Here is a 14,109-nt window from a genome sequence, read left to right as displayed (position 1 = left end):
TTTAAACCACATTAAATTTTATACTTTTTGGAGTTATCTATGTCTACTTCTACAGGCACAGTAAAATGGTTCGACGAAGCTAAAGGTTTCGGTTTTATTTCTCAAGCTGACGGCGGCAAAGATGTATTCGTACACTTCCGTGCGATCAAATCTGACGGTTTCCGTACCTTAACTGAAGGTCAAAACGTTCAGTTCACTATCGAACAAGGTAACAAAGGTCCACAGGCTGCTGACGTAGTAGTACTGTAAGACATTTGTTCTTAAAAACAGGCACCTTCGGGTGCCTGTTTTGTTTCTGCCTCTGAAAAACGCCCTTTCTGATATTTTCCTTCGTGCTTAAGCGTCTACTTTTGTTGTGAACTGTGGCAAACTTGCGCCCACTCAAGACAGTTTCGCAAGATGTAATGGTTAAAAAAGTAAAAAGCGCTAAACAAGAACAAGCCTCTGAACAGCCTGTCGGGTCGCCGGTATCTGCGCGGGCCGGATTTGTACGCAGGCTGGCAGCCATGATTTATGATGCGCTGGTGGCCACTGCGGTTGGCATGTGCGCTGCAATGGTGCTAATAGTGGTATTGGTGGTATCGCTCAAAAATGGCTGGCTGGATCTGCAAGGCTACAGCGAACCCAACGAATTGCTGGGTGAATCAGTAATGTATAAAACGATTATTCAGGTCTGGGTAGGCCTCTGGATCGCTGGTTTCTTTCTGTGGTTTTGGAAGCGTGGTGGTCAAACGCTGGGGATGCGGGCCTGGCGCTTACGTATATTTAGTACCAATGACGAGCCGGTTACCTGGGGGCGGTTAGTACTGCGTTTGATTGCCTCAATGGCAGGTCTGGGGACTTTGCTGGTATTGTTTGATGTGAAGAACAAGCAATCCTTGCAAGACAGAGTGGCGCAAACCGAAGTGTTAAAGCTCACAAAAGAGCAAAATAACCATAAGAGCTGGTAACCCACTAGCTCTGTTTTTACCTCGATAGCAGTGCGGTTGCCACAGCCGCAAACAATATACTCGGTAGCAGGGCCCCCATAGCCGGCGGGATGTTGTATACCAGGCTAAGCGGCCCAAACACCTCATTGGTGATAAAAAATCCAAAGCCGGTGAGCACGCCCATGATAATTCGGGCACCCATGGTCACACTGCGTAGCGGCCCAAAAATGAACGAAAGAGCCATCAGCAACATTACACAAACGGTGACTGGCTGTAACACTTTGCGCCAGAAAGCGAGTTCGTAACGGCTGGTATCCTGCTTGTTATTGGCCCGATAAGTAATGTAATCCACTAACCCCTGAATCGACAGTGCCTCGGGTTTAATCGTAACAATCCCCAGTTTGTCCGGCGTCAGCGATGAGTCCCAACGCCAGGTAGGCAGAGTTTCGGCGGTAATCGCATCCTCCCCAAAGTAGGTGTGAGTTACCTGGGTTAAGGTCCAGCTGTCCTGCTCATAAAAGCCCCCATTGGCATTGGTGATGCTGTCTAACTGTAAACTGTCGCTAAACCGGTATATGGTTACTTCCTGCAGGGAGTCACGGCTGGCCACCTGGCCAATACTCACAAAGTGGTCGCCATCTTTTGCCCACACGTATTTATCGGATGAAAACAGCGAGCCGCCGGTTATGGCTTCGGTACGAAGCTCTTTGGCGCGGGATTCACTAACCGGTGTTACCCATTCGCCCACAGCCATCACAATAATAATCATCACCACGGCAGATTTCATGGCTGAAGCAATCAGGTTCCAGCGGCTGAGCCCCGCCGCCTGCATAACCACCAACTCACTGTTACTGGCGAGTAAGCCCATACCAATAAGGCCGCCAAGTAGCACAGCCATGGGAAAGAACTGTTCCAGATCGCGGGGTAAGCTCAGGAGCACATAAACCAAAGCGGCGACCATGTCATAGTTACCTTCGCCCACTTTTTTAAGCTGCTCTACAAACTTAATCAGGGCGCTTAAACCAATCAGTACTGAAAGGGTAACTGTTACCGTACCCAGCAATGTTCTGGCGATATACCAGTCTAAAATGCGGATCATGACTTCCTCCGCTTCAGCATGGCTTTAATCTCGGCACCAAATTTTCTGTCTCTGGCCAGCAGGGTTACGCCAATTATTAACATCACAGCATGAACCCACCACAGGCCAAGCTGAATGGGAATTTTGCCATCTTCCAGCACGCGCCGGCTGGCGAGTAGCAGCATAAAATAGCCCAGGTAAAGTAAAATGGCGGGGAACATTTTGCCAAACCGACCCTGACGGGGATCAACCGCACTAAGCGGTACTGCAATTAACACCAAAAAGGGAATCGACAGCGGAATAGCCAGTCGCCATTGCAGCTCAGCGAGAGCCTCGGTAGAGCCATCTTCCAGTAATTCCATGGTGGGAATAACAGACACTTTTTTGCGCTTTTGCTGTTGCTCAGGGTCATCAATCTGGATCTGATATTCGTCAAAAGCCACTACGCGAAAATCGAGTTTGCGTTGCTGACCTTCGTATTGATTACCGTTTTTAAGAATCAGCTGGCGAGTACCATCGGGTTCTTTATTTACGGTGCCCTGCTGTGCATAAACTACCCGTACCCGTTCATCCCCTTCGTTCTTTTGCTGAGCCAGAAAGACTTTCTGAAGTGAGTCATCACTACCAATGTCATGTACGAATATTACCGCTTCCTGGTTGCCGGTTTGTTGAAAACGACCGGGGATAATAGCGCTGAAACCAGCTTCAGCACGGGCTTGTTCGCGCAGGTTGTATTCGCTTTCGGCTGCCAGTGGTGCCAGATAAAGTGTGACTATGCCGGTGAGTGCCATGATGATGACAGATAAAAACAGCATCACGCGGGTAACATACCACTCGCTTATGCCACAGGCGCGCATCACTGTCATTTCGCTGTCTACGTAAAGCCTGCCATAAGCCATCATAATGCCTAAAAAAGCACTGATAGGGATTACAAGCGAAGCGAGTACAGGCGCGTAAAGAGACAGGAATCCCAGCACCAGACTGGCGGGGATGTCACCTTCTGATGCGTCGCCTAACACACGGACAAATTTCAGGGTAATGAAAATGGCCATTAATATTAAAAAAATGGCGATTTGCGATTTAAGCGTTTCCTTAAGCAGATAGCGGAATATCAGCATATCTGGCCTGCGCAAAAAGTCGGAATTTTAGTGAAAGCGGCTATAATTTTGAGTAAACTTACCATTTTTACAAGTTTTGCCAGTAATAACTAACCGTTGGTGCCGGAAGGCGCGTTTGCCTGAGCCGTGAATTATCACGTTGACGCGCCCTACGCAGGATTGAATTCGTGCGTATTAAACCATAAAGCAAGGCAAAACGGGATGTAAAATTGCGCCGGGCCAACCAGACAGATAAAAATGAGGTGATACAGTGGAGTTTAACGTAAAGAGTGGCAGTCCGGAAAAACAGCGCAGTGCATGTATTGTAGTGGGCGTTTACGAGCCCCGACGTTTGTCCGGCGTTGCAGAGCAATTGGATGCGATTAGCGAAGGCTATATCAGCAACCTGCTTCGTCGTGGTGATCTGGAAGGCAAAGCTGGCCAGATGTTGTTACTTCATCATGTTCCTAATGTACTTAGCGAGCGCGTACTGCTGGTGGGTTGTGGTAAAGAGCGTGAGCTGGATGAACGCCAGTATAAGCAAATTATTGCCAAGACTATTCAGACCCTTAACGAAACCGGTTCGATGGAGGCGGTGTGCTTCTTAACGGAGCTGCACGTTAAAGGCCGCGACACCTATTGGAAAGTCCGTCAGGCGGTCGAAACCTCACAGGACACGCTGTATACCTTCCTGCAGCTTAAAACCAAAAAGGGCGAGCCGCGCCGTCCGCTGCGTAAAATTGTTTTCAACGTACCCACCCGCCGTGAGTTAACCGTTGGCGAAAAAGCGGTTGAGCACGGTCTGGCCATCGCTAAAGGTGTTAAGGTCACTAAAGATGTTGCCAACATGCCGCCTAACATCTGTAACCCGGCTTACCTGTGGGAACAGGCACAGCTGCTGGCTGGTGAATACGATAGCGTTGAGGTAGAAGTCGTTAACGAAGCCAACATGAAAGACCTGGGCATGAATTCTTACCTGGCTGTTGGCCGCGGCTCAGAAAACGAATCACTCATGAGCATTATCCACCATAAAGGCGGTGCCGAAGATCAGGCGCCACTGGTGCTGGTGGGGAAAGGCTTAACCTTCGACTCAGGCGGTATCTCATTAAAGCCAGGCGAAGGCATGGACGAAATGAAATACGACATGGGCGGTGCAGCTTCAGTGCTGGGTGTAATGCACACCGTTGCAGCGCTTAATCTGCCAATCAATGTTATTGGTGTGCTGGCCGGTTGTGAAAACATGCCTGATGCCAATGCGTACCGTCCTGGTGATATCTTAACCACCATGTCTGGTCAAACGGTAGAAGTATTAAATACCGATGCTGAAGGCCGTCTGGTGCTGTGTGATGCGCTGACCTACGTAGAACGCTTCGATCCGGAAGCCGTAGTCGACGTGGCTACCTTAACCGGTGCCTGTATCATCGCACTGGGTAAACACGCTACCGGCTTAATGAGTACACATAACCCGCTGGCCCATGAGCTGCTGAATGCCTCCGAACAAGCATCTGACCGCGCCTGGCGTTTACCTTTATGGGATGATTATCAGGAACAGCTGGAAAGCCCGTTTGCCGACATGGCTAATATTGGTGGTCGTCCTGCCGGTTCGATTACTGCAGGTTGTTTCCTGTCGCGCTTTACCAAAAAGTACAACTGGGCGCACCTGGATATTGCCGGTACGGCCTGGAATAGTGGTAAAAATAAAGGGGCAACCGGTCGGCCAGTGCCCATGCTTGCGCAGTTTTTAATGAACCGCGCTGGTTTAGGCCTGGAGGATTAAGCTCCCATGCCCGCTGTTCGTTTTTACGCACTGGCTGAAGAATCGGTAACGCCCGCAGGACAAAAAAGCGTGCCTGCGGTGTGCGCCAAAGCCTGCGAACTCACCGCCGAACTCTATTCGCAGAAGAAAAAGAGTGTGGTATTGTGCGCCGATCAGGCTCAGGCCGAAGCTGTAGACCAACTGCTGTGGCAATTACCAACCGGGCGTTTTGTGCCGCATAATCTCGCCGGTGAAGGCCCTAACGGGGGCGCGCCGGTAGAAATCGTCTGGCAACTTCAGTCGCTGCCGCGCAAGCAGTGCCTGATTAATCTGAGCGGTCAGATGGTGAATAACTTCAACCAGTTTCAGCACATCATCGATTTTGTGCCGGTAGAAGAATCGGCCAAACAACAGGCGCGTCAACGGTATAAACAATTTCAACAAGCCGGTTGCCAAATGCAATTTTTACCGGCCTAAAAAGAGACTTTTCGAGAAACTTCATGGATAAAACCTACGAACCCCAATCGATAGAGCAGCAGTGCTATCAGCGCTGGGAAAGCGAAGGCTTGTTTAAAGCCAAAGGTGCAGATGCACCTACGGGGAACCCTTACTGTATTTTATTACCACCACCAAACGTTACCGGTAGCCTGCATATGGGCCACGGTTTCCAGCAAACCATTATGGACGTGCTGACCCGTTATCACCGTATGAAAGGCGATAACACGCTATGGCAGGTAGGTACTGACCACGCCGGTATCGCCACGCAGATGGTAGTTGAGCGTCAGTTAAACGCCCAGGGCAAAACCCGTCACGATCTGGGGCGCGAAGCGTTTATCGACAAAATCTGGGAATGGAAAGAGCACTCAGGTGGCACTATCACCAGCCAGATGCGCCGTTTAGGGACATCGCCAGACTGGGACCGCGAAGTATTTACCATGGACGAAAACCTGTCCAAAGCGGTAACCGAAGTGTTTGTTAAACTACACGAAGATGGCCTGATTTATCGTGGTAAGCGTTTGGTTAACTGGGATCCGGTACTGCACACGGCGGTGTCTGATCTGGAAGTACTTAACGAAGAAGAAGCCGGCCACATGTGGCACATGCGTTATCCGCTGGCCGATGGCAGCGATAGCATCGTAGTTGCTACCACCCGTCCGGAAACCATGCTGGGCGATACCGCCGTTGCCGTGCATCCTGATGATGAACGTTATCAGCACTTAATTGGTAAAGAAATTAAACTGCCTGTCACCGGCCGTTTAATTCCAATTATTGCCGATGATTACGTGGATCCGGAGTTTGGTACCGGTTGCGTTAAAATTACCCCGGCGCACGACTTTAACGACTACGACATGGGCAAGCGTCATAACCTGCCGATGATCAACATCTTTACGCCAGATGCCAAACTTAACGACGAAGCGCCAGAAGCTTATCAGGGCATGGATCGTTTCGATGCGCGTAAGGCTATTGTGGCGCAACTGGAACAGGACGGTGTTCTGGTTAAAATCGACGACCACAAATTAAAAGTGCCCCGCGGCGATCGTACTGGTGCGGTTATCGAACCTTACCTGACCGATCAGTGGTATGTGGCCATTGACGAGCTGGCTAAGCCGGCAATCGAAGCGGTTGAAAGCGGCGAGATCCGTTTTGTGCCAGAAAACTGGAGCAAAACTTACTTCCAGTGGATGAATAACATTCAGGACTGGTGTATCTCTCGCCAGCTGTGGTGGGGACACCGCATTCCTGCCTGGTACGATAACAACGGTAACGTGTATGTGGGCCGTACCGAAGAAGAAGTGCGTGCTAAGCATTCACTGACCGCCGACGTTGAGCTTAAGCAAGACGAAGACGTACTGGATACCTGGTTCTCATCAGCGCTGTGGCCATTTGCTACCATGGGCTGGCCAGAGAAAACGCCAGAGTTGGAAACTTTTGTGCCGTCTTCGGTACTGGTGACCGGCTTTGATATCATCTTCTTCTGGGTAGCCAGAATGATCATGATGACCAAGCGCTTTACTGGCAAAATTCCGTTTAAGGATATCTATATTACCGGCCTTATCCGTGATGAGAGCGGCGATAAGATGTCTAAGTCGAAGGGTAACGTACTGGATCCTATCGATCTGATCGACGGTATCGATTTAGAATCGCTGGTTGCCAAACGTACCACTGGTATGATGCAGCCTCAACTGGCTGCAAAAATCGAAAAACGCACCCGTAAACAGTTCCCGGAAGGTATTCATGCTTACGGTACCGATGCGCTGCGCTTTACCTTTGCGGCGATGGCCTCAACCAGCCGTGATATCAACTTTGATATGGGCCGGGTAGAAGGTTACCGTAACTTCTGTAACAAAATCTGGAACGCATCACGCTTTGTGCTGATGAATACCGAAACCGAAGATACCGGACGTGACGGTGGCGAGTTAGTGCTGAGTCTGGCTGATAAGTGGATTTGGGCTCAGTTCCAGCAAACTCTGGTGGAATTTGAAAAAGCCATCAGCGAATATCGTTTCGATATTGCCGCGCAAACGGTTTACGAATTTACCTGGAATCAGTTCTGTGACTGGTACTTAGAACTTACCAAGCCAGTACTAAATAATGATGATGCTACCGAAGCAGAAAAGCGCGGCACCCGTCATACATTAATTAACGTGCTGGAAAGTCTGTTGCGCTTATTGCACCCGTTAATGCCTTTTATTACCGAAACTATCTGGGATCGTGTTGCGCCGTTAAGTACGCTGGAATTTAAAGCCGGCGACAGCATTATGGTGCAGCCATTCCCCACCGTGGATGCGGCTAAGCAGGACGAACAGGTATTAAGCGATATCGAGTGGGTAAAACGCTTTATCGTGGGTATTCGTAACATTCGTGGTGAAATGGACATTGCGCCGAGCAAGCCACTTCCTGCGCTACTGCGTAACGTTAGCAGCGAAGACGAGCGACGTTTGAGCATTTCCCGCACCTTTATCGATCGTCTGGCCCGTCTGGAGTCCATTACGGTGCTCAAACAAGGTGAAGAAGCACCAGCCAGTGCCGCAGCAGTCGTAGGTGAGATGGAAATTCTTATCCCGATGGCCGGGCTGATTGACAAAGAAGCCGAGCTTGCCCGTATTGCTAAAGCCATGGGTAAACTGGAACAGGAAGTTGCCCGTTTTAAAGGGAAGCTGTCTAACGAGAAGTTTGTTAGCAATGCGCCGGAAGCCGTGATTGAAAAAGAAAAAGCCAAGCTGGCCGATTCTGAATCGCAGCTGGCTAAGTTAAAAGCACAGCAGGAAACCATTGCTGCACTGTAATTAGCGGCTGTTGAGCCAATAAAAAAGCCCCGCAATGCTCATTAGTGCATGCGGGGCTTTTTGTTTTTGTTAGCAGGCAGTCAGCTTAAAACTGGTAAGACGCAAAGAGTCTCAAGGTTCTGGGCTGGCCAGGGCCAACAAACTCAGTTGATTCGATGTCGTCATAGATATCTTCCAGAACTTCATCAGCCTCGCCGTACGTACCAAAGGTTTCAAACTCGGTATCAAACACGTTTTCTAAACGCAGTCCCACGGTAATACCGCTACTGTGGGCATACGTGGCACTCAGGTTAACCAGGGTATAGCCATCCAGTTCGCGGTTTTCATTGGCTTCATCGCCACGGAAATACTGGCCGGAAGCGTAATCCACATCGGCGCTGATAAACAGGTTTTCAATCACTGGGTAGGTTACCTCAAACCCGGCCTGCCACTCAGGCTGGCCTGGAATGTTATCCCCCGGCATTACCTGACGTCCCGGTCCCAGCGGGTTTTGTGGACTGAACGATAAGTACGAGGTTTCAAACGTGGCTTGTAAATAGCTCACATTGGCTGAAATCTCCAAATCGTCATATTGCTGCAACAGGCTGAATTCGGCGCCCTGACGACGGGTTTTGTCCACATTCACAAAATAGCCCACGGAGGCGCGGTCACCCGCCTGCTGAAAGATAATGTCATCTTTGCTTTCGCTGCGGAATAACGCTGCGTGTAGCAGGCCGTTCTCCAGCGAGTAGTTTACGCCTACCTCCAGGGTGTCGGTGCGTACCTGATCAAGCGGCGGATCGGCCACAAATCCATTGGGCAGTTTACACGGATCGTCTTCATCGGCGCAGCTAAGCTCTGCCGGACTTGGCGTACGTGACGACTGACTGTAAGAAGCATAAGCATGGTAGCCATCTTTGCGATAGTGCACCGTGGCTGAGGGGTTGAAACGGCTGAACTCATGATTTCCGTTCAGAGAGCCTTCGCCCACTTCTACGCCATCGACCATATCGATAGTGGATTTGTTATAGCGACCAGCCACAGCCAGTTGCCAGTTGTCGTTCAATTCGATGACGTCGCTGACAAACAGATAGGTATGTTTTACATCGGTATCCAGGCGCACCCGTGAGCCTTCGTCGAATACACCAATGCCGGTTACGCCGCGGCTGTCTTGTGGTGTGTCGTTGTCGAGCACGGCAAATTCGGTGTCACTACGAAACGAGATGTCAGCGGTATCGATACCCAGACCAACTACCCAGTTGTGAGTTAACGAGCCAGATTGAGTCACACCGGCAAGCTCGGCACTAAAACCATAGCTTTCCTGCTCGGTTAAGCTGGTATTGGCAGTACCGTCCAGAGTGTCCGGGTCAGCGTCAGAAATAGCTTCCAATGGAACCAGCGGATCGAAGCCAACAAACTGAATGGCATCATCCTCTTCAAACTCTTCTTCTTCTTCGCCTTCTTCCTCTTCAGCACCCTCGGCTAATTCGGCTTCTTCATCTTCTTCACACAATGTTTCACCAAAACCTACGTCACATTCCTCGTAGTCGCTGTCGTCACCATTGTAGGTTTCGATTTCGTTTTCACGGAAGTAAGCATTAACACGCACCACTAAATCGTTGTCGAGTTGCCATTCGTGATTCAGGTTAATAAAGCGCAGGCTGGTAAAAGTTTGATCCGGGCGGGTATAAATCGCATCGCGGCCTTCATAAGGGATCAGGTCAACCGGAATAGCGCCGTTACCAATCAGGTCGTTATCATTAGCGGCCAGGGTAATTCGGGTAGCTGAGTCTTTACCTTTATGGGTAATGTTAGCCAGGCCTTGTTGAATATCACTGGGTGAATAGTCACGCCAGCCGTCTTCTTCGTATTTGTTAACATTAATGTAGTAACCCCATTCACCGTTGTTGCCGCCGGATTCAAGGTTAATACCCTGCTGACCAAAGTCGCCGCCCATTACGGTGACCTTGTGGTGAGGGAAAGAGAAACCATCTTTACTGTTTAAGATTAACGCGCCGCCCAGTGTATTCTGACCAAATACCGGATTAGCGCCAGAGACCAGGGTGACTGACTCTAACGCCGAAGGCGGAATTAAATCCCAGTTTACGGTATCGCCAAAGGGCTCGTTAAAACGGGTGCCATTAAAGAACACCGATAAACCCTGGGGTAAACCGAGCAAGGGTGAAGCGGTAAAACCACGATACTGAAGATCAGCCTGAAACGGGTTATTTTGCACGTCGTTGATCGACACACTGACCAGCTGATTATCTAAAATCCGCGCTAATGAATTGCCGTTATCCACATCCAGAGCATCAGCGTCGATATGCTGGCTGGCGGGCGAATATTCGGTCAGGCCAGAGACAAAACTCAGTGGTGACTGCCCGTAAACGGTCACTTTTTCCATGTCTTCAGTCGCTTGTTGGGCGTGCACCTGGAAACTCCCTGCGATACAGGCTGCAAGATAGAGATAGGCTTTTTTCGTCATTGTGTTCTTTCCAACATGTTCTCGGTAATTAAACGCGTCCCTGATCGTGCTGTCAGGCTGTTGTAGTATTTGTGTAAATATCGCGTTAAGGCAGGGTAAGTATGTACATATTCCCCTGGCTATCCTAGTGAGCTGTTCCCGTATTCAACCGGGAAAAGTTCCCGGTTTTTACCCTGCAATACTAAAGGGGGTTGTGCTTTTGCAGATAAGTAGTGCCAAAGTAGTAAGTTCTTGAAAATGTCTGACTTTGCCGGGGAAACTTTAAAACAAAAAACAGGGCCAGGCTGATGAAGCTGGCCCCGAAGGAAGTTGATGATTGTCATCACTGGAGTGACGCTAAATGGCTGCGGGTTACTGACTGCCATAACGCCAGACTGCAGTGTGAGGGTTTTATGCGTTACACACTACGGAAAAGTTCCCTAATTCAGACAGCAAATGTCCCTAATATGACAGAGCAATTAGCGCGTATGTTGTGCCTGAGAGATAAATTCACCCAAATAAGAAATGCTTTCCTCACCTTTGCGCACGCCCAGGTAAATGTCTTTTTGAATGCCGGATTCACCTATGCCTAAGCTCTTGATGGGCAGGGTTTTGGCGTATTCGTCGACCAACCAGCCTGGTAATGCCGAAATACCGCGGCCAGCGGCCACCATTTGCAGCATAATTTCGGTGGTTTCGATGACTTTATGCTGGCGCACTGTGCATTTGGCCGGGGTTAAGAACTGGCTGAAAATATCCAGCCGCTGGGGTTCTACCGGGTAAGTAAACAGTGTTTCTTTAGCCAGATCTTCTGGTGTCACCCAGTCCTTTTGCGCCAGTGGGTGATTAGCACTAACCACCAGACGGTGCTCGTAGCCAAATACGGGAATAAAATTAAGCGCTGGCCGAAACAAAGGATCCGGAGTAACCAGAATATCGATTTCATAGTTTAGCAGCGCGCTTAGTCCACCAAACTGAAAGGCTTGTCTGACGTCAATATCCACTTCTGGCCAGTCTTCCAGATAGGGCGCGATCACCTTGAGCAGCCATTGATAGCAAGGGTGACACTCCATCCCTATTCGCAGCGAGCCCATTTCGCCCTTGGCTATCTGGCTGAGCAGCAACTCGGTATGGCGAAATTGCGGCAGCACGCGATTTGCCAGGGTTAATATGCGCTCGCCGGCGGCATTAAGGCGCAGATTACGGCCGTCTTTTTGCCAGATGGCGGTGCCAAGCTGAGTTTCGAGTTTTTTCATACTATGGCTGAGTGCTGACTGGGTCAGATGCAGACTTTCTGCTGCCTGGGTCAGGGTACCGTGGTTTTTTATTGCCTGTAGGACTTCAAGATGGAAACGTTCTAACATTGGTTTGTGTCTGCAAAGATAATACTGATGAATATTTTGCATGTTTTGTTGCAAATAAAGCAATTTATTTAATGTGTTTGGGCGCGACAGCCCCTTGATTGAGGTCTTTGTATTGATAGCACGGTAAGTGACCGTTTTAATTGCCAGGTTATGGGTATAATCTGGAATCAGTCAGGAAAGTGGTAGCAAAAGTGATCTTGTCAGATAGCCCCAAACACCCCGCAATAACCCTTAAGAATGTGAGTTTTCAGTACGCTGAGAGCGCCACTGAGCTATGCTACCACGATTGGCAGGTCAGTCAGGGGGAGCGCATTTTTTTGCATGGGCCATCGGGGTCAGGCAAGACGACGCTGCTTAATTTATTGTGTGGCATCTTAACGCCGGATAAAGGTACCGTTGAGCTGTTGTCGAAGCCATTTTCGACGCTGCGCAACACCCAACGGGATAAATTCCGAGCCAGACATATCGGTGTCGTGTTTCAGCAGTTTAATTTAATTTCCCATCTGTCTGTGGCGCAGAATATTGCCCTGGCAACGCATTTTGCCGGCTCCTCACCACCGGATTCGGCAACCTTGGTGCAGTTGATTGAAGCGCTGCAATTGCCACCAAAAATCCTTCACAATAAGGCCGGGCAGTTAAGTGTGGGCCAGCAACAACGGGTGGCTATTGCCCGCGCCTTGATTAATCGGCCGGAGATATTACTGGTGGATGAGCCGACATCGGCTCTCGACGCCGATGCCCGGGATGCGTTTATGAAGTTACTTATAAGCCAGTGCGAGCGGTATCAGACAACGCTGATTTTTGTAAGTCACGACATCAGCCTAAGCGACTACCTGGATAAGCGGGTTGCTTTAAAAGATCTCGCGGATAAAAAGGAGTCGCGATCATGCTGATGTCGTTTGCACTAAGCAGTCTGCGTAGCCGGGGTAAATCCGTGGCTCTGACTTTTCTGGCTCTGCTCATCAGCATCAGTGTTTTACTCAGTGTTGAGCATGTCCAGCGGCAGGCTCAGGCCAGCTTTAACCGCACCATATCCGATGTAGACCTGATTGTTGGTGCGCCCAGTGGGCAGCTAAATTTGTTGCTATATTCGGTGTTCCGAATGGGCAGTCCTACCAACAGTATCCGCTATGCCAGTTACGAGATGTTGCTTACGGAACCGCAGGTAAAATGGGCGATTCCGTTATCCTTAGGCGATGCTCACCATGGATTCAGAGTGCTGGGCACTAATCAGCAGTATTTTGCGCATTACAAGTATGGCAATAAGCAGCCATTAACCTTCGCTCAGGGTAAGTCATTCAGTAATATGTTTGATGCTGTGGTGGGTGCAGATGTGGCCAGTGAGCTCAACTACAAAGTGGGCGACAAGATTGTTATTGCCCATGGACTGGGGGCGGTGAGTTTTAAACAACACGACGATTCACCGTTTACGGTTACCGGTATTCTGGCACCAACCGGCACGCCGGTGGATAAAACTGTCCATGTTTCGCTGCAAGGCATTGAAGCCATGCACGCTCCTCATGCCCGGCATGAGGCGGAGCAAGAGGCTCACGAACACGCAAATGCTAAGGTTAACAAGCCGGACAGTGTTACTGCCATTCTGGTGGGCCTTAACAGTAAGTTTGCCACCTTTACCCTGCAACGGGAGCTGAATAACTACGACCAGGACCGCCTGATGGCGGTGTTGCCTGGGGTTGCGTTAAACGAAATGTGGCAAATGATGTCTGGCGTCGAAAATCTGCTGCGTTTTATCAGTGTGCTTATTATGTTGTCTTCGTTATTTGGTTTATCCACCATGTTGCTGGCTTCTATGCACCAGCGGCAACAGGAAATTGCCGTATTGCGCATTATGGGAGCCGGGGCGGGAACTATTTTTCGCCTTATTTTGCTTGAGGCAGTGCTGTTGGCCAGTGCCGCCAGTTTAGCCTCAGTGGCCCTGGTATCTGGCTTTTTTGCAGTGGCCAGAGGCTGGTTGGCCAGCCATTACGGCATGTTCATTTCGGCTAATTTACTGAATTTACATACCGGGTTAGTTATCGGTGCTGTGTTGCTGGCTACGTTGTTGTGCAGTTTGCTGCCGGCGATTGATGCCTATCGGGGAGCGCTTAATCAGCGGCTCTGAGCAGCAGGGCAACACTGTTATTGCCCCGTACCT

Annotated in this window: 11 protein-coding genes; 7 read left to right on the top strand and 4 right to left on the bottom strand. The window is 49.8% G+C overall.

The genetic code is table 11. The features are described from left to right. Positions 1-39 precede the first annotated feature (39 nt). On the top strand, positions 40-249 hold the full coding sequence (cspE, locus tag BFC17_RS20195; RefSeq protein ID WP_070178316.1) for a transcription antiterminator/RNA stability regulator CspE: 210 nt from the start codon (positions 40-42) through the stop codon (positions 247-249). Between the two features lie 155 nt (positions 250-404). Then, on the top strand, positions 405-950 hold the full coding sequence (locus tag BFC17_RS20190) for an RDD family protein (protein WP_083271867.1): 546 nt from the start codon (positions 405-407) through the stop codon (positions 948-950). Positions 951-966: 16 nt separating this feature from the next. Here BFC17_RS20190 and lptG read toward each other — a convergent pair whose 3' ends face one another. Together lptG and lptF are read right to left on the bottom strand one after the other, a co-directional pair. Next, positions 967-2,028: an LPS export ABC transporter permease LptG gene (gene lptG, locus BFC17_RS20185; protein ID WP_070178315.1), complete on the bottom strand. Its 1,062-nt coding sequence runs from the start codon at positions 2,026-2,028 to the stop codon at positions 967-969. After that, entirely contained in the window at positions 2,025-3,125 is a 1,101-nt protein-coding gene (gene lptF, locus BFC17_RS20180) for an LPS export ABC transporter permease LptF (protein WP_070178314.1), read from the bottom strand. Before lptF ends, lptG begins: the two co-directional genes overlap by 4 nt. 250 nt (positions 3,126-3,375) lie before the next feature. On the opposite strand from lptF, the gene pepA reads away from it, so the two are divergent. The 3 genes from pepA to BFC17_RS20165 are packed head-to-tail and all read left to right on the top strand — an operon-like array spanning position 3,376 to position 8,147. After that, the gene (gene pepA / locus BFC17_RS20175) at positions 3,376-4,881 is read left to right on the top strand and encodes a leucyl aminopeptidase (RefSeq protein WP_070178313.1); all 1,506 of its coding nucleotides are present in this window, start codon (positions 3,376-3,378) and stop codon (positions 4,879-4,881) included. Positions 4,882-4,887: 6 nt separating this feature from the next. Further along, complete coding sequence (locus tag BFC17_RS20170; protein ID WP_070178312.1) at positions 4,888-5,337, top strand: DNA polymerase III subunit chi; 450 nt, start codon at positions 4,888-4,890, stop codon at positions 5,335-5,337. A 23-nt stretch (positions 5,338-5,360) separates the two neighbouring features. After that, a complete protein-coding gene (locus BFC17_RS20165; RefSeq protein WP_070178311.1) occupies positions 5,361-8,147 on the top strand; it encodes a valine--tRNA ligase in 2,787 nt (928 codons plus the stop codon). 85 nt (positions 8,148-8,232) lie between these two features. Here BFC17_RS20165 and BFC17_RS20160 read toward each other — a convergent pair whose 3' ends face one another. Together BFC17_RS20160 and BFC17_RS20155 are read right to left on the bottom strand one after the other, a co-directional pair. Then, positions 8,233-10,611 carry a TonB-dependent receptor gene (locus BFC17_RS20160; RefSeq protein WP_070178310.1) on the bottom strand — a complete coding sequence of 793 codons (2,379 nt, stop codon included), beginning with the start codon at positions 10,609-10,611 and terminating at the stop codon, positions 8,233-8,235. Between the two features lie 458 nt (positions 10,612-11,069). Continuing rightward, complete coding sequence (locus tag BFC17_RS20155; RefSeq protein ID WP_070178309.1) at positions 11,070-11,954, bottom strand: LysR family transcriptional regulator; 885 nt, start codon at positions 11,952-11,954, stop codon at positions 11,070-11,072. A 197-nt stretch (positions 11,955-12,151) separates the two neighbouring features. Between BFC17_RS20155 and BFC17_RS20150 the strand changes: the two genes are divergently transcribed. After that, positions 12,152-12,847, top strand: a complete 696-nt coding sequence (locus BFC17_RS20150) for an ABC transporter ATP-binding protein (protein WP_070178365.1) — start codon at positions 12,152-12,154, stop codon at positions 12,845-12,847. Continuing rightward, positions 12,841-14,076, top strand: a complete 1,236-nt coding sequence (locus BFC17_RS20145) for an ABC transporter permease (protein WP_070178308.1) — start codon at positions 12,841-12,843, stop codon at positions 14,074-14,076. The genes BFC17_RS20150 and BFC17_RS20145 overlap by 7 nt, the downstream gene beginning before the upstream one ends. Positions 14,077-14,109: the final 33 nt, after the last annotated feature.

Origin of the sequence: Marisediminitalea lipolytica, from assembly GCF_001758465.1 — a bacterium.
GTDB classification, from domain to species: Bacteria; Pseudomonadota; Gammaproteobacteria; order Enterobacterales; family Alteromonadaceae; genus Alteromonas; species Alteromonas lipolytica.
The sequence above is the reverse complement of the archived record's forward strand: the minus strand, read 5'-3'. Positions and strand labels throughout refer to the sequence as shown.

Bases quoted from the DNA above. Each gene is read 5' to 3' on its own strand.
- BFC17_RS20165 (WP_070178311.1), top strand. From the start codon at position 5,361: ATGGATAAAACCTACGAACCCCAATCGATAGAGCAGCAGTGCTATCAG.
- BFC17_RS20155 (WP_070178309.1), bottom strand. From the start codon at position 11,954: ATGTTAGAACGTTTCCATCTTGAAGTCCTACAGGCAATAAAAAACCAC.
- BFC17_RS20160 (WP_070178310.1), bottom strand. From the start codon at position 10,611: ATGACGAAAAAAGCCTATCTCTATCTTGCAGCCTGTATCGCAGGGAGT.
- BFC17_RS20145 (WP_070178308.1), top strand. From the start codon at position 12,841: ATGCTGATGTCGTTTGCACTAAGCAGTCTGCGTAGCCGGGGTAAATCC.
- BFC17_RS20190 (WP_083271867.1), top strand. From the start codon at position 405: ATGGTTAAAAAAGTAAAAAGCGCTAAACAAGAACAAGCCTCTGAACAG.
- BFC17_RS20170 (WP_070178312.1), top strand. From the start codon at position 4,888: ATGCCCGCTGTTCGTTTTTACGCACTGGCTGAAGAATCGGTAACGCCC.
- lptF (WP_070178314.1), bottom strand. From the start codon at position 3,125: ATGCTGATATTCCGCTATCTGCTTAAGGAAACGCTTAAATCGCAAATC.
- lptG (WP_070178315.1), bottom strand. From the start codon at position 2,028: ATGATCCGCATTTTAGACTGGTATATCGCCAGAACATTGCTGGGTACG.
- cspE (WP_070178316.1), top strand. From the start codon at position 40: ATGTCTACTTCTACAGGCACAGTAAAATGGTTCGACGAAGCTAAAGGT.